Source organism: Fusobacterium mortiferum ATCC 9817 (assembly GCF_000158195.2).
In the GTDB taxonomy this organism is placed as follows: domain Bacteria; phylum Fusobacteriota; class Fusobacteriia; order Fusobacteriales; family Fusobacteriaceae; genus Fusobacterium_A; species Fusobacterium_A mortiferum.
In genome coordinates this window covers 243,961-267,329 of the sequence record NZ_GL987994.1, presented here as the reverse complement: position 1 = coordinate 267,329, position 23,369 = coordinate 243,961, and the positions used below count along the sequence as shown (strand labels likewise).

Genomic DNA, 23,369 nt, shown 5'->3' with positions numbered 1-23,369 from the left:
ATTTTACATGTTTTTTAGTAATTTTGCAAACTCTATATCTAAAGCGTGTCCAGCTTTTATAGCTATGATATGTGCTCTTATTGGTCTATTCAATATTTTTAAATCTCCAATAATATCCAACATCTTATGTCTTACAAACTCATCTTCAAATCTAAGTCCACTTGGATTTAATACCCCATCTTTTTTTATAACAATGGCATTATCCAATGTTCCACCTAGTGCTAGATTATTTTTCTTTAGATACTCTATCTCATAATCAAAACCAAAAGTTCTAGCTGGAGCTATCTCTTTTTTATAGTTTTCTAAGTTTACTTCAAACTCTGCCAATTGAGATTTTAAAAATGTGTGCTCAAATCTAATAGCATAAGTTAGCTTATACCCATCATATGGTAGAGCTATTACATTTTTATCCCCAACTGTCAAATAGATAGGCTCTTTTACTACTAATGGTTCTACTTCTGAGTCTAACTCCTTTAGTCCTGCCTCTTCAAATATCTCTATAAATACTCTTGCACTTCCATCACAGATAGGTAGCTCATTTCCATCTAATTCCACCACTAAGTCTGTAATATCTAATGCATAAAGAGCTGATAGAAAATGCTCTATTGTATGTACTTTTGCTCCATATTCATTTTGTAGATTTGTTCCACGAGTTAAATCAAAGGTATTAGCTATATCTAAAGTTATCTCATTTTTTCCCTCTTCTAAATCCACTCTTTTAAAGATTATTCCATTTTCACTTGGAAGTAATCTCATCTTTATATTCTCTCCTTTGTGGAGTCCAATACCAATATATTCTATCTCTTTAGCTATTGTTTTTCTTTTCATTGCTCCCTCCTCACTTACCTAATCTCTGAGAAAACTAAGAATTGTTAAACTGTTTTGATTTAAAATCGTGAATAACTCTCGTTCAAAGAATAAAGATTAGCTAGAGCTGTACTCACTAAAAACGCAAAACTCACTTCGTTCAAACAGTTGCGTTTTTTAGCGTTCGTTCTCGCTAAGCTACTCTAATTATTCTTTTCAATCTTCGTTATTCTACGATTTTAACTCTCTTAAATAACACAATTCTTTTAGTTTTCTCCAATTTACCTTAACACTTAGTTAAGAATTTTTCAGCTACTGCCATAGCAATCTCTCTTTTTCCATCTACAAAGTTTATCTCAACTTTTTTATCATTTACAGCTTTAACTACTCCTAGACCAAATTTTTTATGCATAACCTTCTCTCCCACAGAGTATGGGAAGTTTTTAGCTGTTTTGTTTAAATCTTCAATAGTTATCATCTTTTTGAAAGCTCTCTCTGTAATAAAGCTTCCCTTCTCAGTTTTAGGTACATACTCAGTAACTGCTGGAGTTGCTCTCTCTATTAGCTCCTTAGGTATCTCATCTAAAAATCTTGATGGCTCTCTGCCCCAATCTTCATTTCCATACATCATTCTACTCTTAGCATATGTCATATAGAGTTTATCCTCTGCTCTAGTGATAGCTACATAACAAAGTCTTCTCTCTTCCTCTAGCTCATTGCTATCAAAGTCTGCTCTACTTCCAGGGAACAGTCCTTCCTCTACTCCAACTACAAATACAGTAGGAAACTCCAATCCCTTAGAGTTATGTATAGTCATAAGTTTTACATAATCTTTTTCATCTTCAAGGTTATCTGTTGCACTGACTAGTGAGATATTCTCAAGATACTCTCTCAAAGTAAGATTTTCTACTACCTTTTCCAACTCCACTATTGAGTTTTTCAACTCCTCTATATTCTCTTTTCTAGCTTCATAGTCCTCATAGTTAGCTATTAGATAATCACTGTATTTTATCTCTCTAACTATTGTATCAAATAGCTCAGAAACATTTATCCCTTCACTTAGCTCAATAAACTCCCTCATCATATTGTAAAAATCTAAAAGAGTTATCTTAAGATTAGCACTTAGTCCAGCTATCTCATTAGCTCTTCCCAGTGCACTGAATAGTGAAAGATTTTGTTCTTTAGCAAAATCCTCTATCTTCTCTACTGTCTTATCTCCTATCTTTCTTTTTGGTACATTTAAGATTCTTGCTAGGTTTAGATTATCAGTAGTATTATTGATTACAGCTAGATAAGCTACAATATCTTTTATCTCTGCTCTTTGATAGAATTGCATTCCACCAAAAATCTTATAAGGGATATTTTCACGAAGTAGTTTTTCCTCAAACATTCTCGATTGAGCATTGGTTCTATATAGGATTGTAAAATCTTTGTACTTAGCTCCCTTAGCCTTTCCTTTGATTATCTCTCCAACTACAAATCCAGCTTCCTCTCTTCCATCATAACAACCTTCCACAGTGATTTTTTCTCCCACTGTCTTCTTAGTCCATAGCTTTTTATCTCTAGCACTTGAGTTGTTTCTGATTACAGAGTTAGCAGCATCTAGTATTACAGAGGTAGAGCGATAGTTCTCTTCTAGCTTTACCACTGTTGCATTTGGATAATCCTTTTCAAAATCTAGGATATTTTGGATATTTGCCCCTCTAAATCCATAGATACTTTGGTTTTCATCTCCTACTACACAGATATTCCCATATTTTTTAGCTATCTTATTCACTATCTTATACTGAATATTATTTGTATCTTGGTACTCATCTACCATTATATATCTAAATTTCTCCTGTACCTTATCTAGTACATCTGGAATATCTAATAACCTATCTGTATTTACTAGGATATCTGAAAAGTCCATTGCATTATTATTTTTAAGTACAGAGTTATATCTTCTATATACCTCTGCTACTATCTTTCCATTGTCATTATACTTTTCAGTTGTCTCATACTCATCAGGAGATATTCCGTCCTCTTTTAATTTTGAGATAATAGAGGCTACCAATCCCTCTTTTAAACTTTTATCCTTTACTACCAAATCTTTCATTATATTTTTAGCTACTCTCTTTTGGTCATCTGTATCATAGATAGTAAAGTTAGCATTGTATCCTAATCTATCTCCATACACTCTTAGCAGTCTAAGTCCAAATGAGTGGAATGTAGATATCATAACTCTTTTAGCGTCCTCTCCCACTAGAGATTCCACTCTCTCCTTCATCTCCTTAGCTGCCTTATTAGTAAATGTTACAGCTAGGATTTTATAAGGAGATATCCCTATCTCATCTATCATATGAGCTATCCTATAGGTAATAGTTCTAGTCTTTCCAGAACCTGCCCCTGCTAATATAAGAAGAGCTCCCTCTATCTTAGCAGCAGCCTCCCTCTGCTTATCATTTAATTTATCTAATATACTCATTAATTTTTCAACTCCTTCTAATTAATAATTATACCATAACAACTGTTATTATGTCTATTTTTAATAAGTTTTGAAAAAATTTTAAAGTAATTATCTTTACAATTTTAGTGTAAATAATCCACATGTATCATTACATCTTTTACATTTTCAAAATCTAAAACTATTCCCTCTCTGATACTATCTATCATATTGTGAGCCTCATAGACAGTCATCTCCTTAGGTACTCTTATATGCATAGATAGAAATACCTTATCTCCAGATTTTCTCATAAAGATATCATGTACATTTTTTATATTTTCGTTTTCATTTAGATATCTCTCTATCTCTCCTATAAACTCCTCATCTTGTTTATCTAGTATCAAGTCAGAAGTTTCAAATATTATAGAGATACCCTCTTTAAATATTAAAAGAGCCACTATCAAACTTAGTATGATGTCAAATATTGGAGATACCCATATAGATAGAAGTATTCCAAATATTACTCCTCCAGATGAGTAGACATCACTTTTACTATCCTTAGCATCAGCTATCAGTGCACTGTTATCTGTTGCCATTCCCACTTTTAGCTTATATCTATACATAAAAAATTTCACTACCATAGAGATTCCAGCCCAGATAATTGTAGTATAAGCTGGAGTGTTAGTGTACTCTCCACTGATAAGTAGTTCCACACTTCCCTTTCCCAATTCAAAAGCTGTAAGAAGTAAAAATACCCCTAACATGTTTCCTATTATACTCTCAATTTTTTCATGTCCATATGGATGTTCCTCATCTGCTGGCTTGTTACTAAAATATATTCCTAATAAAATTCCAAAAGAGCTTCCCACATCTGATAGAGAGTTTATTCCATCTGATACTAAAGCTCTAGAATTTCCATATATTCCCCCTAGAATTTTTATAACTGCAAGAAAGATATTTTGAAGTATTGAAGAGATTACAACTTTTTTTCCCTCTTTCATTCTCAAAGTTTCCCTTTGAATATTATCTATCTCCAAAACTCCATCATTTTCTTTAAATCCATTTTTCTTAAAAAAATCCTGCTTAGAAAAATCTATACATATTATCTTCTCTTTTTTCTGTTCTATCCCATGATTTACCAAAAATTTTATAAGCTTCATTCCATAAGACTTATATCTCATTCCAGCTCTTACAAAAATCCTTCTAATAAGATAGCATCTCTCATCCTCATCTACTAAGATATATCCTACCAAGCTATCTTGAACTTTTATAACAAAGTACTCTCCATCTTTATCCTCTATAAAGTCCTCATCTATATCCTTCATTTTACCAAAATTCTCTTCTAATTCTTCTAAAGTGTATATTTTATACATAGAAAATCCCCCTATTTATAAAAAAAGCCATGAAAACCAAAAAAGTAGATCCTATACCCATAATAAATACCTTAGTGCTGCTTCCTTCCAGACCTGACACGGTTCGATACTATTACGCCATAAGATTCCTCTCTGATTTCCATGACAATTCATTATATCAATAAATTTAGATTACGTCAATAATTTTTTCTAAATATTATCCAATATTCCTCCAATATTGAATTTATCTAAAATTTCTTGCACCTTATCCAAGTACTTTGATTTTTCATTTAATTTCTCTTCTAGCTCTTCTAAACTATTTTGATTATCCTTATCCAAAGTATCTCTATAGTTTTTTATCTCCTCTTTACCCTCTTTTATCATATCCTCTACTATTTTTTTCTTTACACTTCCATCCTTATCATTTAATATATTCATTATCTCTTGAGATAAATCACTCTCTACTACTAATTTCTCATCTAATGAATTATAGCTATATTTTACATTTCCACTTCTCAAATCTTTTAATAGAGGATTTATCATAGCCTTTAAAAGAGGACTATCTATATTTAATTTTCCTGTTATCTCATCACTATTTAAAGACATATCCTGTATCTCCACATCTCCAATGATATCTATATTATCTCTGCTAAGAAGTACCTCTTTATCTAAAGACGCTTCTCCTTCCTCTACATATTTATGTAAAGCCTCCATATCTTCTAAATCTTTAAAGTTAAAATTAGGAATTTTTACATTTATCTTTCCTTGAATCTTATTTAAATCAATATATCCATAGGCTTCTCCGTGGCTTATATCTGAGTCAGCTGTCAAATAGATTCCTATATTTGTCTTGTTTCTTGAGAGTCTACTTGAGATATTTTTTATTCCACCCTTTAACTCTATTCCATAGATTTTAGAGTTTACTGTAATCTCCTCAGCAAATACTTCCCACTTATCTTGAAGTTTTGCATCTTCATCTTTTCTTAGCTCCACCTCTCTCATAACATTTCTATATTTTACTACCATATCCTTTATCTTTTCTCCATAGATTTCATTTAGGTAATAATTGATAATAGAGTCTAAGTCATTGATTACAAACTCCCCTCTTCCTACTAACTCATTTACAGTAGTTTCAAGTTTTTTATCCATATCATTGACACTTAGAACACTTTTAAAATCCTCTTTCATAGCTTTTCTATCACTTAAAAACTCTTTGCTCAAAGTTTTAAAAGCTGCCACCATATTTTTTATCTCTTTCTCCATTCTGATTATCTTCAATGGATTTTTCTCTTGAGATATCTTTTCATAGTTTTGTTTAAGTATCATATACTCAGGAGTTTTTTCTAATTCCTCTATTTTACCATTCCAATACTCTCTCTTCTCTTTTAGTTTTCCCTCTATCTCCTCATATTGAAGTTGTAACATATTTTGAAGAGTCATCTTGTTTACCATAGCTCTAGCTCTTATAAGCTCTTCTAAATCTTGTACCCCATCATTTTTCTTCTCTTCTACTCCTGTTTTGTCTATGACTACATCATTTTTTTCCTCTACTACATATCCTGTACTACCATCACTATCTCTAGGAGTCATAAATTTTACATCACTGAAGTCAGCTCTACTTACTAAAACCTTTTTATCTTTAAAATAGATATCATAATCTGTTTCAAATTTTCCTATTGATATAAAGTTTTTCATTCCATCTTTTCTACTTGTAATATCTATATCCTCTATCACTATCTTTTTACTAAATGGAGAGAAGTCTACACTTCCTATATCTACCTTACCTTTATTTATCTCTGTTAATTTATTTTCTAATACCTTCTTTATTATATAGTCTTTAGAAAAATATACTCCTCCCAATAGAACTACAAGTATCCCAACTGCTATTCCTATCTTTTTCTTCATAAACATCACCTCATCTTCTAGATAAATCTCTTTATCAGTACTCTTATTTTTCCTTTTTTATTCTCCCCCAATATCTTTTCAAATATGAACTTCCCTTTTTTTCTTATGGTAACTATATCCCCCTCTTTTAAGGGACTATTTTTCTCCTTATCTACCACATAGTTTACAGATACCTCTCCAGTTTCTATCAACTCTAGCCCTTTGCTCCTTGAGTTATTAATCATCACAGAAACAATATTGTCTAATCTTACAGAGCTTACACTGTCTATTAACTCTTCAAATTTCAGACTGGGAACTTGACTTCTATTTACCTCTTCTACTGTTACAGGATTTCTTCCTACCTCTTTTAGATTGTCCACTAAGAAATCAAAAATCTCCTCACTAACTATTCCATAGCAAGAGTCATCTTCTACTATCAAATCTCCCATCAACTCCCTTTTTATTCCAAGGGACATTATTGTACCAAGGTAGTGTTTATGCTCTAGCTCCTTAAATTTTGATCTGTTAGTTACCTTAAAATATTTCACTGGAAAGTATAGCTCCTCTTGTGGAAAATTCTTAGGTTTTACAGCTATCATATTTTTTTCACAACCTTCACTGATTCCACATAGAGAAAAATCTATACTTCCTATATTCATCTGAGAAAGTTTTTTACACACCTGTGGTGGATAAAAGTATTTACTATATACAGGGTACTCTATCTCTTCACATAGCTCTATATCATCACAGATAGCCCCTATTAAAAATTCATCTATCTCTACAAACATATTCTGAAATTTTTTTCTGTCCAACTTACTCTCCTCTCATATATATTATACTCTGATTTTATACAATTTTCATCAAAATAGCAAACTATTTTTTAGTTATTATTTTTGAGATATTGAAAAAAACATATTTTTGTGCTAAAATCTAAAGATAATGGTTATTAAGGGAGATGAATTAAAATGGTTAAAAGAAAATATATTGCACCTAATGCAATTACAGCTGCTAATATGTTCCTAGGATACCTTAGTATTACAGCTTCTATTAAAGGAAATTTTATTCAAGCTATTTGGTTTATTATACTGGCTATGGTTTGTGATGGACTAGATGGAAAAACAGCTAGAAAACTAGATGCTTTCAGTGAGTTTGGAAAAGAGTTCGACTCATTTTGTGATGCTATATCATTTGGATTGGCACCAAGTATCTTAGTATATTCTATCCTTATGCAATATGCTTCTGCTAGTGCTTTCATAGTTCCAGTTTCATTTATATATGCTCTTTGTGGAGTAATGAGACTTGTAAAATTTAATATTATTACAGTGGCTTCTAATGAGAAGGGAGACTTCAGTGGTATGCCTATCCCTAACGCTGCTGCTATGGTTTGTTCTTACTATTTAGTATGTTACTACCTACAAAAGAATTTTGATATTAATCTTTTTAACTTAGATATCTTTATGGCTATAACAATTATAGCTGCTATATTAATGGTTAGTACAATAAAATTTAAAACTCCTGATAAAGCTTTCTCATTTATTCCTAAAAAGTTTGCTGGTTTATTTATTTTAGTGGTTATCGTAACATTAAAATATAGTTTATTTGTGGTTTCATTCTTCTATGTAATTATAAACCTTATGAACTTTGCTACAAAAATCTTTGATAGCTCTAATGATGATAATGATAAAGAGTTAGTTGATGTTATTGAAGAGGAAAGTGAAGAGGAAGAAAAAGAAAAGAAATAAAAATATACAGAAATAATTGTACTTAGGCTATTACAGAATTTGTAATAGCCTATTTTTAACTAAAATAAAAAGTAACTATTCAATTAGTAAATTAATTTAAAAAACTTAAAGAATTGTGTAATTTATGAAGAGAAGTTAGATTAACTCAGCGAAATCGAATGCTAAAAAATACAATAAGTCGAAGACTTAACCCTTGCATTTTTAATGAGATAAGCTCGTAGTTAATCAACTTCTTGAAATATAAAACAATTCTTAGTTTTCTTTTTAAATCATTCTTGAAGTATAAAGTTAAATATAAGGGGGAGTTTATTTGGATTTTTCTTTAAAGCTTAAACAGGAAACAAAATTAATATTGACTCAAGAGATGAAAACATCTATGAATATTTTACAGATGTCCTCATCTCAACTAAAAGAGTACCTAGAAAAAGAGGCTGTTACTAATCCAGCCATTGAGATAACATACAATAACTATACATATAAAAGTTATAATCCTTCATCATCAGAGGATAATTTTTCTCCACTAGACCTTGTAAGTGAGGAGGAAACTCTTTTTGACTATTTAGAAGAACAGCTTGGCTATCTAAAAATTTCATCCAAAATAAAAAATATCTGCCTATTTATTGTCAACAACCTTGATGCTAGAGGTTATCTTGCTACACCAAAATTAGAGATAAAAAAACTTTTAAATATAAATAACCAACAGTTAAAAGAAGCTTTTGAAATTATCTATACCTTAGACCCAATAGGAGTAGGTGCAGAAAATTTAAAAGATTGTCTAAAAATACAACTTAGAAGTAAAAATATTATTGATGAGACTCTCTTCTCTCTTATTGATAACTATCTTGAGGAGATAGCCAGTCAAAATTTCTCTCTAATAGAGGAAGAGTTAAATATTACTAAAGAGGATATCTTAGATTATTTAGATTTAATCAGAACTCTTTCCCCTATTCCAGCTAGAGGATATGTAGTCAGCACTAGTAATAACTACATAGTTCCAGAAGCTAAAATAGAGATAAAAGACAATAAACTAACCTTTAAAATAAATGAGGAGCTTATTCCAAAGATAAATATAAATAGCTCCTATTCTGATAATCCCTCAGCTAATAAAAACTCCATTGCCAATGCTATCAATATAATGAAATGTCTAGAAAAAAGATATCAAACTCTTAATGGTATATTGGAGTTACTTATTATTAAACAAAAGGACTTTTTCTTTAAGGGAGAAAATTTTCTACACTCGCTTATTCTAAAAGATATAGCCAATGAACTTAATCTACACGAATCCACTATCTCAAGGGCTATCAAAGATAAATACCTAGACACTCCTCAGGGGATTATATCTATGAAATCTCTATTTGTAATTGACAGTAGCACTATTATAATTAAAAAGTTAATTGAGGAGTTTATCACTGAAGAAAATAAAAAAAATCCATTTTCTGATGAGAAATTATCACTACTTTTAAAGGAAAAAGGGTACTCTGTAGCTAGAAGAACTGTGGCTAAATATAGAGAGGAACTAGGTTTTGGTTCTACTAGAGAAAGAAAAAAATAAAATTGCTACAATTTAAGAAAACTAAGAATTGTTCCATATTCCAAGAAGTTGATTAACTAGAGCTTGTTGGACTAAAAACACAAAACTCGTTTCACTCAAACAATTGTGTTTTTTAGCGTCCCTCTTCGCTAAGTTAATCTAACTTCTCTTCATAAATTACACAATTCTTTGAGTTTTCTTTAGTAAAGATATATAATTAATCACTCTTTGTCACTCTTGATTTTTATATCTCTAGTATATTTCTTAAATTGAAATCAGGATAGAGAAAGAGTAAAGGAAAAGGAAAAAAATTTACTGTAATGAGCATTGCGTCAGCACCAGCGATTGGAAGTAAACTTTTTTCCTTTTGTATTATTAAATTATTTTATTTTTTTGATTTCAATTTAAGAGATGGCAACATTCTTATCTTTTTATAGGTACTCTTAAAATATACATTACATCAGAGGGATCCTTTTCAAAAGCTGGACCAGAAAGAATATGGACAATAGTATCCTCTCCTATCTCTCTTCCCTCTTTTTTCATCCACTCCACAACTTTTTCTACACTCTGTCCAATATCATCAAATTTACTCTGACATATCATACAAGCATACTTTTGTTTTGGATAGTGGCATCTCTTTTCATAATCTTCATAATTTTTTAAAAGTATCAATCTATTATAATTGTAAGTTTTTTTCTCTATCTCATCTTTTTTTATTGTAAATGCAAACATACCGACAGGAACCAAAGTTTGATTAGTAGCAATTAAAAAATTATCTATCTCTTTAAATGCTTTAGATATTCCGTCATACCCTTCACTATCATCAATCTCTGCATACACTCCCTTTATCTCCTCTTCTTCAATAAAAAATTTATCTATATTATTTTCTAAAGTTATGAGATATTTCATCTGAATAGCATTCTCTTTCAACTCTTTTTCTAAATTTTGGAGTCTTGCTATCTCCGATTGAGTTTGCTCTATCATCTTATTCATCAGCTCTAAAGTATGAGAGTAACTTACATTTTCTAAGTGACTTTTTATTTTAGCATTACTAAAACCTAACTTTTTTAGATGAACTATCATCTTAATAATAGGAATCTGAAAAAATCTATAATATCTATAATTGGTTTTTTCATCTTTATAATTTGGAGATATTATTCCCTCACTATCATAGTATCTCAAAGTTGAAATTGGTAAGCTAGTAATTTTTGATACCTCTCCTATTGTTAAATAATCTTTCATCTCTGCCCCTTTCATTCTATTTTTTTCTACTCAATATTTTAACTCTTTTTATAGCTCCTGTAAAGTCATCAATTAAATAATAAAATACAGGAATAACTATTAATGTTAACAGTGTTGCAGTAGAGAGTCCAAATACCACTACAAATGACATTCCCTTATACATCTCTGAACCCTCCCCATTACTAAACATAAGTGGTAGCATTCCAAGTACAGTAGTAAGTGTTGTCATAAGTATTGGACGAAGTCTTGTTCTTCCAGAAGTTATTATAGCTTTATTTTTACTATCTCCTGCCTCTCTTCTAAGATTGATAAAATCTATCAACACAATAGCATTATTTACAACTATACCAGCTAGCATTACAAATCCTACTGACACCATAGCATCTATACTTAGCCCAGCTCCATAGAGAGCATAGAAAGCTCCTGTAGTAGAAAGTGGAATAGAGAGTATTATTATAAATGGCATAATAAATGACTCAAATTGCCATACTAAGATAAAATAGATCAGGAATATTGCTATTCCAAAAGTATAGATTAATTGCTCACTCATCTCTGCCATATCAGCACTCTTACCACCATATCCATAGGTTACACTATCTGGTTTTCCCATCTCTTCTAAAGTTTCCACTATCATATTTTGTGCTGTTTTTAAATCTAGGTTATCATCAAGGTTAGCATATAATACTATTTTCTTTCTCTTATCTTTTTTCTCTAACTTAGATGGTCCCTCTTCTACTTTAAAAGTAGCTATATCTGAAATCTTTATATTTTTTCCATTAGGTAAAGTTATTCTAGAATCTAAAATATATTGAGTAGACTCTCTATATATTTGTTGAAGTTTTAATGTTACATCTATCTCATCATTATCACTGTTTATTTTTATTGGAACTCCACCTTGTATCTGTACCTGTATCATACGAGCTATATCACTGATTTTCAATCCATAGTATTCAGCTTTCTCTCTATCTATATAGAATTTCCCCTCTGGTTTTCCGCCTTCAAAAGAGGTAGTTACATCTTTTATTCCATCTATTTTAGATACTCTATCTTTTAATTCTGAAATTATAGCTTGAAGTTGTATCTCATTATCTGAATATAGCTCAAACTCCAAATCATATATTCCCCTCACTCCAAATTTATATCCTGGAGTTACAGTTATCTCCACATCTGGTATATCTACATAGACTTTTCTCAGCTCTCTTAGTATATCACTCATAGATTTATCTCTAGTAGTTTTCAATCCTCCATTGATATTTAAAATAGCTCTAGCTCCACTTCCAGAAACAGTAAAATCTTTTACAAAATCAAAACTTGTAACTCTCTCCTCTAAAATCTTAGCTATTCTATCTCCCTTATTTACATCAGCTCCAGATGGTAACTTTGCCACTACAGCAAATCTTCCCTCATCCACAGTAGGTATAAATCTTCCTCCTAATTTGCTTCCTACATATAACGAACCTAAGAAAAGTACTATCATTATTACCACAACTATTCCTCTTCTTCTCACTGCCCACTTAAGCAGTACCACATACCATTTTCTTAAAGATTTTAAGAATTTACCTTCCGAATTAAGATTTTTATTCTCATTCATTATCTTACTAGATATCATAGGTACAAAGGTAAGTGATATTACTAGAGAAGCTAACAATGAGTATGAGATAGCATAACACAGATTATTGAACTGCTCTTTAGCAAGCCCCTCTTGGAATACCAAAGGTAGAAAAGCTGCAACAGTAGTCAGTGTAGAAGCAAGTACAGGTAAAGCCATCTCCTCTGCTCCATCTCTAGCTGCTGCTACTCTATTTTTCCCTAACTCTGATATATGTCTAAATATATTATCTACAACAACAACCGAGTTATCTACTAGCATTCCTATTCCTAGAGATAATCCCATTAAAGACATCAGATTTAAAGTTATCCCTTGAGCATTTAATAGGAAAAATGTAAATATTACAGATATTGGAATTGCAGTAGCTATAATAAGTGTAGCTGATATACTTTTTAAAAATACAAAAAGTATTCCAGAAGCTAGTAAAAGTCCCATTATTCCACTAGACTGAACATTTTTTATAGAGTTCATTATAGTTATAGATGAATCAAACTCATAATTCATAACTGTATTGATAGGAAATGAGCCCTTAGCTTGCTCCATTACTTTTTTTACATTTTTTACTATTCCAACTGCATTTCCTTCATCTGTTTTAGAAACTATTACAACTATATTCTCCTTTCCATTTTTTCTACTTACAGAGCTTCTATCTTTAGGGGAGATTTTTATATCTGCTATATCCTTTAATTTTAAAATATGACCATCTCTATTTAAAAGTACTATCTCTTTAATCTCATCAGCTCTCTCTATCTCAGCTTCTACTTTGATTAAGTACTCTTTCTCTCCCTCTCTAAGTATCCCTCCTGGAATATTTACACTGGCACTAGCCATCTTGTTATATACATCCATAATACCTAGATTGTAGTTTTCTAATTTATCTGGGTCTACTACTACTGCTACCTCTTGCTCTCTTCCTCCAAATACCTCTATCTCTGATACTCCCTCTATTCTCTCTAGCATAGGTTTAAGAGTGCTTTCCACATAACTTCTCATCTCTACTAAATCCCCACCAGCCATAGAAAAAGTAAGAGCTGGAACATCAGAAGATGAACTTTTTCTTATTATTGGCTCATCCATATCCTCTGGGAATTTTTTTCTTATTTGATTTATCTCATTTTGTATCAAAGTTATTTTTGTTTCTACATCAGTACCATATTTAAATTTTACATATATCATTGAGGTTTCAGCTGTTGATTCAGAGCTGTACTCTGTTATTCCCTCAACATTAGGTAGTATCTCTTCTATTTTTCTAGTTATCATCTTATCCATATCAGACGGAGTTGCTCCATCCCACTTTACCCTTATTCTTACAGTAGGTCTATTTATATTTGGCATCATCTCCACTGGCATCTTTTTTAGTCCTAGATAACCAAAAAATATCATAGAGATTAGAAACATTATTGTAGTAGCTGGCTTTCTTATTGAAAATTCTGGTATCGACTTCATACTAATTCTCCTTTACCTTGTCATTATTATTTAATAGATATTGTCCCTCTACTACTACTCTATCTCCAGCTTTGTAATCTTCAAACTCTATTAGTTGCATATCTCCAATAGTTTCTTTAGGTGTTACTCTATATATTGTAGCTTTTTCATCTCTCACTATAGCTATATATGAGTATAAATCCTTTATCATAACAGCTTTAGTAGGAACAAAGATACCACTTACCTCTCCCTGTTCTAGATTTACTTTTGCATACATTCCCTTTAAAATTTTATTATCTCCATTATCCACTAATAATCTTAAAGAGTATTTTTTACTATTACTATCAGAGCTTAGATTTATCTCACTTATTACTCCATCTCTACTTATTCCAAGTTCCTCTATATATATTTTAGCTTTATTTCCTAGCTTACTATATTTTATATCATTTCCAGATACTGCTATATCCACTTCCATCTTAGAACTATCTACAATAGTTACTATCTCTTTTCCATTCTCTACTCTCTCATATTTTTTTACAAATAGATCTGTAATTACTCCATCTATTTTAGATATAACTCTCAATCTATCATAGTCATCTTTAGCTTTTAAAAATTTCCCTTCTGCTATTTTTAAATCTCCTTGAGCAGTTTCATATCTATTTTTTATAGCTAAATAATCATTTTCAGATATTATCTCTTTTTCATAGAGCTTTTTATATTTCTCAAAACTAATCTTCTCAGTTGAGTATGTAGATTTTGCCTTTAAAAGTTGCCCCTGTGCCTCAAAAAAACTTGCTTCTACATCTGCATTAGATATTTTTGCTATTACTTCCCCTTTTTTTACTCTATCTCCATTTTTAAAATATATCTCTTCAATATCCCCACCAGTAGTAGTTACTATTTTCATCTCCTGTTGAGGTTTTAACTCCCCATTATAATTTTTTATATTAGCTATAGTTTTTTCTTCCAACTTTATACTTTTTACTATTTTTATATTCTCTTTTTGAGTTGTAGTATTTTGTTTTTTCTCTCCACTACACCCAATAATAGTAGCTAAAATTAATAATATTACTACCTTTTTCACCATAATCCCCTCCAAGTATTTTCTGTTATAATCTTAACACAATTTATTCACAATGTAAATGAAAGATTTCAAGTGTAATATATTATTAATCTATTTTATTATCCATAATATATTGATTATAAAATTTATAATTTTCATTAAATATCACAATATCTTTTGAATAATAAAAAAGGAGATATATTTTACTTATTACAGCAAAACTCTCTCCTTTTTCTTTTATCTAATTAATTTTCATCCAAGAGATTCAATTAGAAAATATTATTTTTTCTTTTTGTTTTTTAACCTTTCAAGTAGTGCCTCATCTATTCCTACACTATCTTCTCTAGATATATCTGGAATAGTTCTCTCCATAGGAATTACTCCTATTGCCATCACTATCTCATATGGTAATGAAGCTCTAAAAGTCTTTAACATCTTTAACATATTGTCTACTTTATCTCCTGGCAATGATAATAAAAATATACAATCTGTTCCTGGCCATATTTGATTATTCTTATGTTTTAACTTCTCACTCCATACACTTTCAGCCTTCCTTTGCACTGTATACATATGAAAATGTATATCATCAAAGAAATCTTCAAGCATAGTTTTATGAGATTCATTGATGTAAATCATTATCAATTTATAGTTGTCAAATTTATTCATATGCTAATCCCCCTTACTATTCAGCAGATTTTCTATTAAAAAGCTTTTTCAATACTTTTCCTAACTTCTCTATAAAGTCCTCTACTAATGTAAATAGTATTGGGATAATTACTAGAGTTAGTATAGTTGAGAAACTTAATCCAAACATTACTGTTATAGCCATTCCTCTATAAATCTCAGAACCTTCTCCAATTCCTAAAGATAGTGGTAACATTCCTAATACTGTTGTCATTGTTGTCATTAGTATTGGTCTAAGTCTTGTTCTACAAGACTCTACTACTGCTTCTATTCTACCACTACCTCTTTCAATAGTCAACTGAATAAAGTCAATAAGTACAATAGCGTTATTAACAACGACTCCAGCTAGTAGGATAAGTCCAACCATTACCATTACATCCACTGGTTGTCCAAATACAACTAATCCTATTATTATTCCAATAAGTGATAATGGTACAGAACCTAATATAATAAATGGTAATAGGAAGTTTTCAAACTGTGCAGCTAGTAGTGCATAAATTAAGAAAATAGAAATTCCTAGTGCCATTCCTAGTTGTTGAGTAGAATCTTGTAAGTTTTCTGAATCTCCTCCCCATCTATATGAAACTGAAGCAGGTGGATTAGCTTCGTTAAATGCTTTTACCATTTGCTCTTGTAATCCTCTAATACCAACTCCACCATCATTAGCAGAAACAGTTACACTATAAATTCTATCTGTCTTATTGATCTCAGAAGAACCTTCAGCATAAATTACATTAGATATATCAGAAACCTTAACAAATTTTCCATCTCCTATTTTGATATTAATATTTTGGATATCATTAATATCTTTTCTCTTATCTTTAGGAAGTCTTACCATAACATCTATCTCTTCAGAACCAGTTTTTACTGTTACAGTATCTCCTCTATTTCCTCCAAGTATAGAGTAACTCATTATTTGTCCAACTGTTACAGGGTCTATTCCATAACTTCTAATCTTATCTCTATCTAAAATAATTCTAGCCTCTACGTTACCTGGATCAAGAGTTGATTTTACGTCAACTGCTCCTGGATATGATTTCATCTTATCTAATACAGCTTTTCCAACTGTTTTTAATTCTTCTAAGTTAGCTCCAACTATATCAAACTCCACATCTCTTGATGGACTTCTCATAGCAAAATCTTCTGATACACTTATTCTTGTATCTGGAATTTTTTCAACAATTGGTCTAATTTTATCAATAATTTCAAATGCTGAAATATCTCTTATATCTTTCTTTCCAATGTCTACGTTTACTGAAAGTAAATCATTAGTTACTACTGTAAAATAGAATTTTGTATTAGGTTCATTTTTTACAATTTCTTCAATCTGTCTAGCTATATATTCAGATTTATCTAAATCCAATCCTTTTCCAAGTTCAGCAACAATGGAGTATCTTCCTTGGTCTTGCTTAGGCATAAATTCTACTTTAAGCATTCCTCCACCTACAATAACAGTTAAAATAAATACAATAATTGTAATACCTAAAGTTTTTAATCTATTTACTAAAGCCCAATTTATAATTTTTAAATATGTACTTTTTACCTTTGTAAATATTTTTCCTTCAGCTGTAATATCTATTTTACTAGTTAAAAATCTACTTGCTAACATTGGAATTAATGTTAAAGAAACTAGTAATGCAGCTACGTTTGAGAATATAATAGAGTATGATAGATCTCTAAATATCTCTCTTGCAATACCTGGTATAAATAGTATAGGTATAAATACTACCATTGTTGTTAATGCTGATGCTATAACTGATAGTGTTACTTCTGTAGCTCCATTTTCTGATGCTTCCATTACTGGAGAGTGTAACTCTGTCATATGACGATATATATTATCCACAACAACAACGGAGTTGTCTGTAAGCATTCCTACCCCTATTGATAACCCCATAAGTGAGATTAGGTTAAGAGATGTTCCTGCTAATGCCAAGAAAGCAAATGTAAATATTATTGCAACTGGTAGAGCTGCAGAAACTAAAAATGTTGCTCTGATATTTTTTAAGAATACTAGTAATACTATTGTAGCTAACACAAGTCCTTGCACAGCATTACTAGAAACACTTGAAATAGATTGCTCTATATCTTCTGATGTATCTAGTAGTGTCTTATACTCTGTTCCAGGAGGCATTACTGATTTTAAACTATCTAGAGCTTTTATTGCTGCTTTATTTAACTCTATAGTACTTCCATCTGCAGATTTCTCAACAGCAACAACTATTGATTCCTTTCCTGATAAGAACCCTTTATCTGTAAAATCCTCTGTTGTTAAAACTATATCAGCTACATCCTTTAATTTTAATGTATTACCATTACTTTGAATAATCATATTTTCATATTCATCTATATAGTTTAACTCTCCCATAAATCTAGCAATTATATTTTTATTACCTGTTTTTACAGTTCCTAATGGTAAATTTTTACTAGACATCGAGATCAGATTATATAGCTCTACTGGAGATAAGTTATATGCTGCTAACTTATCACTATCAAATTGTATTTGTAACTGTTTATCTGGGTTACCAAATACATTTACTTGTCCTATCCCTGTTAAGCTTTCAAATTTAGGTTTTAAATACTCATCTATAAATGTACTTAATTCTCCTCTATTTGGTGCTGAGAACATCATTACCATTGTTAAGTTTCCTGCTCCAGCCTCTACCTTTCTAGCTACTGGAGTATCAGCATCATCTGGTAAATCATTAGTTATTTTTGATAACTCTCTTTGAATCTCTGTTGTTTTATCATCAGCATCTATTCCAAAGTTAAATTCTATAACTATTTGTGATTGCTCAAAAGAAGATGTTGATGAAATTTTATCTATTCCCTCAACGTTAGGAAGTATCTCCTCTATTTTTTTAGTAATCTGTGTTTCTACATCTTCAGCTACTGCTCCATTCCAAGTTGTAGTTACTGTAACAACTGGAATATCCATATTTGGAAGTAGCTCAGATTTCATTGTAAACATTGCCATAAGCCCAATAAACATAATGGAAATCATTACCATTGTTGTTGCTACTGGTCTACGTATTGACAAACCTGCTAGTGTCATCTATATTTCACCTCGTTAATTCTCGTTAATTTTATTTTGCTTGAGTATTTTCTTCTACTTTATCTCCCTCTTCAAGACCAAATACTCCTTTTACTACTATTCTATCTCCCTCTTTTATCTCGTTAGAAGATATTTGTGTATAAGGTAAGTTAGTAGCTCCTGTTTTTACCTCTATTCTAGTAGCTTTTCCATCTTCTACTTTGTATACATATGAAAGTAAGTTTCTTACAAATATAGCTTCATCATTTACTGATAATGCCTCTGTTTTTCCTGCTGGTACAGTTACAAATGAATACATTCCATCTTTTACTACTTTATCTTTATTATCAACAGCTACTTTTATTTTAAATTTCTTAGTATCATTTTCAGCTATTGGGTTAATCTCCACAATTTTTCCTGTTAAAGTTTTATCTATAGCTGGTACTTGTACTTGAACTTCTAATCCTAAATTAATTTCATCTAACCACTCTGCTGGGAATCCTACATAAGCTTCCATTGAAGTATCATCTATCACTGTAAATACTGTATCTGTAGCGGCAACTTTTTTACCAACTTTATCAAATAAGTTTCCTATTGTTCCACTTATCTCAGCTTTTCTATATAGTTTATCATAATCAGATTTAGCTGATTCATAGTTAGCTTTTGCTGACTCATAAGCTCCTCTTGCGCTGATGTAGTTATTTTCATAATTTACATACTCAAGGTATGAAACTAATTGTTCATCATATAGTTTTTTAAATTTTTCATAGTTATTTTTAGCTATTTCCATAGAAGCTTTAGAAGCTGCATAATCAGCCTTTGATGTGAAATAAGCTGACTCAGTAGCACTATCAGATAGTACCATTACTAATTCACCTTTTTTTACTTTATCCCCATTTTTCTTTAATATTTTTACTATTGTTCCACCTTTTTCAGTTTGATGGTTAATCTTATCTTTAGGTTCAAGAACAGCATCACTTCTAAAGATTTGATTCATTGTTCTTGTTTTTACTCCCTCAGTTACAACATATTTAGCAGGTTTTTCTATTACTTTTGTTTCTTCCTCTTTTCCACAACCTACTAGTATTAGCATCAATACAAATACTAAATATTTAGCTTTTTTCATCTTTTTCCTCCTGATAGTCTATTTCATTTTTTAAATTAACATACTTCTATATTTTTCAAAAGCATATAGATAATCAATAACTACTTGATTGTATGCTACTTTAGCTTCTCTTAATTGTGTTTCTGAAGCTAAGAAATCTATAGTAGAGATTAAACCAGCAGTATATTTTTCCTTATCTATCTTATAGTTTTCCATAGCAGCTTCTAAAGCTCTTCCCTTAGAATCTCTATCTTTTTCCATTCTAACTAGCTCTAAATACGCATCAGTTACATTTATATCAATAGTATCTTTTGATATTTTTTCTCTTAACTCTTCTTGTTCTTTAGCTATTGCTGCAGTTTTATATGTATCGTAGTTTTTTCCAAATTCAAATACATTCCACGTTACTTGAACTCCACCTCTCCACTCAGCATCATCCATTGTAGCATTATATTTTCTTCTATCAGAATCTACACCATAACTAGCAAAAGCGCTAACTTGAGGTAACATATCTGCTCTAGCAACTTTTCTTTGAGCATCAGCCATATCTACATACTTATTAGCTACCATAGCATCTATACTCTCTGTAAGAGCTTGATTCAAATCAGCTTGGAAATCAATATTTCTACTTAAGTACATAGGAACATCAAACTCTACTACTGTTAAATCTTCAGTCTTAGGTAATCCCAATTTTAATTTTAAATTTTCCTTTTGAACTGTAATTTGATTTTGAGTTCCTATAATTTGAGAGTCTACCTCTAACATAGAGTACTCAGTTTTTAATAGATCAGCTTTAGTAATAAGTCTTAAATCTAATTGAGCTTTTTGTTTATCATAAGTAGCTTTTAACTCCTCTTTAGATGACATAAGAGCTTCTAAATCTTTTTCACTCTTCACTATATCAGAGTATATTTGAATAGTTTCAAGTCTTACATCTCTCTGAGAACTTAAATACATAAGGTTAGCAACGCTTTTATATGCTTTTGCATATTGAATACCACCTAAAATAGCTCCCCCTTGAAAGATTGGCTGAGAAATAGTTATCTTTTGAGTATATCCACCTTTAGCTTCCACTTCTCTAGAACCATTTTTTTCTAATCTGTGATTTGGTCTCTCTTCTGCAGTTATTTTTCTATCATACTCACTTCTAGTATATGAACCAGTATACACAACACTTGGTAGTGCATTTTTAAATGCTATCCCCACATTTAATTTAGCTGTTTCTACATCTCTTTGAGATATTTGCATCTCTTTACTGTTATCTAATGCCATTTGAATGGCTTGGTCAAGAGTTAGCTCTCTTGCAAAAACTGAACTACTTAAAAGTAAAAGTAATCCTAAAGTTTTTTTCATAACTTACCTCCTAATATGTTAAAATTTTTAAAATACTTTTTGAAATTATTTCTATATTTCTTTCAAAATCTTCTGTTTGATATTTTTTCTTTACCTCTTCTATATCAGTAATAAATTGATTACTTTTTTCTGAGAAAAAAAGAGTAAAAGTTTTATAATTAGAGATAATATTATTTAACATTTTAGAGTAAAACTTTATATCCTTTCTCTCTATTTTTATCTCTTTTGGATAGGCTAATATTATACTCTCCATCCTTTCTATTATAACTTTTTCCAATTCCTTTAGTAACATCAAAGTCTTTTCATCTAAAGAAGCTACATTTCTAAAAAGATTAACTAACACTAAATTCTCTTTCAACTTTTCATCATCTAATTTTATTCTAGTTCTTACTAAACTTTTTATAGTATTTTCTAAAGACTTTCTCTTATCTAATTTAAACTCATTTTTTCTTTTTGCTATTACCTCTTCAAGAATATAATCAATTACTAAATTTTTACTTTTAAAATATGTATAAAAACTTCCCTTAGCTATCCCAGCTTCATTAGTAATATCTTCTACAGATATATTCTTATATCCCTTTTCTAAAATAACTTTTTTAGCTGAGGATACTATTAATTCCTTTTTTCCCACCTCTCTCATCTCCATATTACAATCTATCTTAACTTAAATATTATAAACCATAAAGTGACTTGAGAGTCAATATTTTTTATAAAAAAATTATTGTAAATTTCGCAAATTTTCTGTCTTTGTCATATGTAAAACTATATTTTAAGTTTAAAGCTTCCAATAAATTTTTTACAATTGATAATCCCAATCCTGTTCCACCATACTTTCTATTCCGAGAGCTATCTATTTTATAGAAAGGATTAAATATTTTTTCTATAACCTCATCTGATATAGTATCAGCACTATTTTCTATTACCAAACTATTATCTCTTAGATATATTCCTAGCTTTTTCTCATCATTCATATAAGTTAAAGCATTGGTTAGTAAGTTATTTAAAATTATATTAAATATCTTTACATCTGTTTTTATTTCCAAATCTTCTAGCTCCAATTTTAAATCTACTTTTTTCTGCTCTATATCTAAAGAGTATTTTTTTAATCCAAATTCTATAACTTTTTTCATATTTATTTTTTCAAATGTAGGTTTTAAATCTTTAAATTCAGATTTTAAATAACTATTTATATCTTTTACAAGTTTATCAATAGACATAGCCTCGTTATAAATAATTTCATATATTTTTTCTTTTTCAGTTTCTTCTATAATTCCATCTTGTAGAGCTTCTATATATCCATTTATTATTGCTACTGGTGTCTTTAATTCATGCCCTATTGCTCTCATAAAAGTCTTCTCTGTTTCTAAGAGCTTTTCTTTTTCCTTCAACTCGATTTTTAGTTTATCATTTAAGCCATTTAACTCTTCAATATTTTGTTTTAATTTAGATGCCATCTTGTTGATATTATTTCCTAAACTTTCCAACTCATTTTTAGATTTTATATCTACTACCTCTGTAAAATCAGAATTAGATATTTGGGCAGAAACTTTTTCTAATATTTCTATTGGTTTAGAAAAATTTTTAGAAATAATATATGAGCCTATTAAGAGAAGTGGAATAATAAAAAGAGTATACTGTTTATAAATTCCTATCATTATTCCAGTAACTACTTTTGGGACTATACTCTCTCCAATGACTGCTACTATTTCATGGTCTGAAATTTTCTTAATTAAAAAGAAATGGTTTGTTAAAGAGGATAATTTTACAGTTTTTATACTATATTCATTTAACTCCATTTTTCTAATATCAATTTTCATCTCTGTTCTACTAAAAAACTTAAAAAAGTCTGAACTTCCACTTTTTTCATTTAAATTTATATATCTTAAGTGTACATCTAACTTACTTTCACCATATTTTATATCCTGCTTACCAATTTTTTTTAATTCTGTAATATCTATATTTTCAGCAACTTGGATCAAGGCACTTCTTTTTTCTTCAACAATATATTTATCTACATAAAAAAAATTAAAAGCATATATTAAGGCTAAAGGTAAGTAAGCTGCTAAACAAAAGTAAAGAAATATCTTATAAAATATTTTTCTCATCAATATAACCT

At 30.1% G+C, this 23,369-nt stretch carries 16 protein-coding genes and 1 other RNA gene; 2 read left to right on the top strand and 15 right to left on the bottom strand.

The features are described 5' to 3' along the window. Positions 1-3 precede the first annotated feature (3 nt). From lpxC to FMAG_RS10935, 6 genes are all read right to left on the bottom strand, one after another. Complete coding sequence (gene lpxC / locus FMAG_RS10955) at positions 4-828, bottom strand: UDP-3-O-acyl-N-acetylglucosamine deacetylase (protein ID WP_005886668.1); 825 nt, start codon at positions 826-828, stop codon at positions 4-6. 265 nt (positions 829-1,093) lie between these two features. After that, positions 1,094-3,274, bottom strand: a complete 2,181-nt coding sequence (locus FMAG_RS10950; protein WP_005886667.1) for an ATP-dependent helicase — start codon at positions 3,272-3,274, stop codon at positions 1,094-1,096. Positions 3,275-3,378: 104 nt separating this feature from the next. Next, positions 3,379-4,605, bottom strand: coding sequence for a GNAT family N-acetyltransferase (locus tag FMAG_RS10945; RefSeq protein ID WP_005886666.1), 1,227 nt, complete (start codon positions 4,603-4,605; stop codon positions 3,379-3,381). 35 nt (positions 4,606-4,640) lie between these two features. Beyond that, an RNA gene (gene ffs / locus FMAG_RS13625) (signal recognition particle sRNA small type) lies at positions 4,641-4,739 on the bottom strand. 55 nt (positions 4,740-4,794) lie between these two features. After that, positions 4,795-6,489: a hypothetical protein gene (locus FMAG_RS10940; RefSeq protein WP_005886665.1), complete on the bottom strand. Its 1,695-nt coding sequence runs from the start codon at positions 6,487-6,489 to the stop codon at positions 4,795-4,797. 17 nt (positions 6,490-6,506) lie between these two features. Beyond that, positions 6,507-7,280 carry a YlmH family RNA-binding protein gene (locus FMAG_RS10935; RefSeq protein ID WP_005886664.1) on the bottom strand — a complete coding sequence of 258 codons (774 nt, stop codon included), beginning with the start codon at positions 7,278-7,280 and terminating at the stop codon, positions 6,507-6,509. Between the two features lie 153 nt (positions 7,281-7,433). Between FMAG_RS10935 and pssA the strand changes: the two genes are divergently transcribed. Both pssA and rpoN read left to right on the top strand, forming a co-directional pair. Then, positions 7,434-8,210, top strand: a complete 777-nt coding sequence (gene pssA / locus FMAG_RS10930) for a CDP-diacylglycerol--serine O-phosphatidyltransferase (RefSeq protein WP_005886663.1) — start codon at positions 7,434-7,436, stop codon at positions 8,208-8,210. Positions 8,211-8,520: 310 nt separating this feature from the next. Continuing rightward, the gene (gene rpoN / locus FMAG_RS10925) at positions 8,521-9,762 is read left to right on the top strand and encodes an RNA polymerase factor sigma-54 (protein WP_005886662.1); all 1,242 of its coding nucleotides are present in this window, start codon (positions 8,521-8,523) and stop codon (positions 9,760-9,762) included. A 402-nt stretch (positions 9,763-10,164) separates the two neighbouring features. Here rpoN and FMAG_RS10920 read toward each other — a convergent pair whose 3' ends face one another. From FMAG_RS10920 to FMAG_RS10880, 9 genes are all read right to left on the bottom strand, one after another. Continuing rightward, positions 10,165-10,998 carry a MerR family transcriptional regulator gene (locus FMAG_RS10920; protein WP_261660867.1) on the bottom strand — a complete coding sequence of 278 codons (834 nt, stop codon included), beginning with the start codon at positions 10,996-10,998 and terminating at the stop codon, positions 10,165-10,167. 1 nt (position 10,999) lies between these two features. Then, a complete protein-coding gene (locus tag FMAG_RS10915) occupies positions 11,000-14,038 on the bottom strand; it encodes an efflux RND transporter permease subunit (RefSeq protein WP_005886658.1) in 3,039 nt (1,012 codons plus the stop codon). Position 14,039: 1 nt separating this feature from the next. Continuing rightward, positions 14,040-15,104: an efflux RND transporter periplasmic adaptor subunit gene (locus tag FMAG_RS10910; RefSeq protein WP_005886655.1), complete on the bottom strand. Its 1,065-nt coding sequence runs from the start codon at positions 15,102-15,104 to the stop codon at positions 14,040-14,042. 255 nt (positions 15,105-15,359) lie between these two features. Next, positions 15,360-15,746 (bottom strand): PG0541 family transporter-associated protein, encoded by a 387-nt coding sequence (locus FMAG_RS10905; RefSeq protein WP_005886653.1) that lies wholly within the window; start codon positions 15,744-15,746, stop codon positions 15,360-15,362. A 16-nt stretch (positions 15,747-15,762) separates the two neighbouring features. Beyond that, positions 15,763-18,816 (bottom strand): efflux RND transporter permease subunit, encoded by a 3,054-nt coding sequence (locus tag FMAG_RS10900; protein WP_005886651.1) that lies wholly within the window; start codon positions 18,814-18,816, stop codon positions 15,763-15,765. A gap of 31 nt (positions 18,817-18,847) precedes the next feature. Further along, a complete protein-coding gene (locus FMAG_RS10895; RefSeq protein WP_005886649.1) occupies positions 18,848-19,921 on the bottom strand; it encodes an efflux RND transporter periplasmic adaptor subunit in 1,074 nt (357 codons plus the stop codon). Between the two features lie 30 nt (positions 19,922-19,951). Further along, positions 19,952-21,253: a TolC family protein gene (locus FMAG_RS10890; RefSeq protein ID WP_005886647.1), complete on the bottom strand. Its 1,302-nt coding sequence runs from the start codon at positions 21,251-21,253 to the stop codon at positions 19,952-19,954. 10 nt (positions 21,254-21,263) lie between these two features. Beyond that, positions 21,264-21,884, bottom strand: a complete 621-nt coding sequence (locus FMAG_RS10885; RefSeq protein WP_005886645.1) for a TetR/AcrR family transcriptional regulator — start codon at positions 21,882-21,884, stop codon at positions 21,264-21,266. A gap of 76 nt (positions 21,885-21,960) precedes the next feature. Further along, positions 21,961-23,358, bottom strand: coding sequence for an ATP-binding protein (locus FMAG_RS10880; RefSeq protein WP_005886644.1), 1,398 nt, complete (start codon positions 23,356-23,358; stop codon positions 21,961-21,963). Positions 23,359-23,369: the final 11 nt, after the last annotated feature.

Coding starts and splice junctions, on each gene's coding strand:
- FMAG_RS10945 (WP_005886666.1), bottom strand. CDS start 4,605: ATGTATAAAATATACACTTTAGAAGAATTAGAAGAGAATTTTGGTAAA.
- FMAG_RS10915 (WP_005886658.1), bottom strand. CDS start 14,038: ATGAAGTCGATACCAGAATTTTCAATAAGAAAGCCAGCTACTACAATA.
- FMAG_RS10900 (WP_005886651.1), bottom strand. CDS start 18,816: ATGACACTAGCAGGTTTGTCAATACGTAGACCAGTAGCAACAACAATG.
- pssA (WP_005886663.1), top strand. CDS start 7,434: ATGGTTAAAAGAAAATATATTGCACCTAATGCAATTACAGCTGCTAAT.
- FMAG_RS10920 (WP_261660867.1), bottom strand. CDS start 10,998: ATGAAAGGGGCAGAGATGAAAGATTATTTAACAATAGGAGAGGTATCA.
- FMAG_RS10910 (WP_005886655.1), bottom strand. CDS start 15,104: ATGGTGAAAAAGGTAGTAATATTATTAATTTTAGCTACTATTATTGGG.
- FMAG_RS10880 (WP_005886644.1), bottom strand. CDS start 23,358: ATGAGAAAAATATTTTATAAGATATTTCTTTACTTTTGTTTAGCAGCT.
- FMAG_RS10940 (WP_005886665.1), bottom strand. CDS start 6,489: ATGAAGAAAAAGATAGGAATAGCAGTTGGGATACTTGTAGTTCTATTG.
- FMAG_RS10890 (WP_005886647.1), bottom strand. CDS start 21,253: ATGAAAAAAACTTTAGGATTACTTTTACTTTTAAGTAGTTCAGTTTTT.
- FMAG_RS10950 (WP_005886667.1), bottom strand. CDS start 3,274: ATGAGTATATTAGATAAATTAAATGATAAGCAGAGGGAGGCTGCTGCT.
- lpxC (WP_005886668.1), bottom strand. CDS start 828: ATGAAAAGAAAAACAATAGCTAAAGAGATAGAATATATTGGTATTGGA.
- FMAG_RS10905 (WP_005886653.1), bottom strand. CDS start 15,746: ATGAATAAATTTGACAACTATAAATTGATAATGATTTACATCAATGAA.
- FMAG_RS10895 (WP_005886649.1), bottom strand. CDS start 19,921: ATGAAAAAAGCTAAATATTTAGTATTTGTATTGATGCTAATACTAGTA.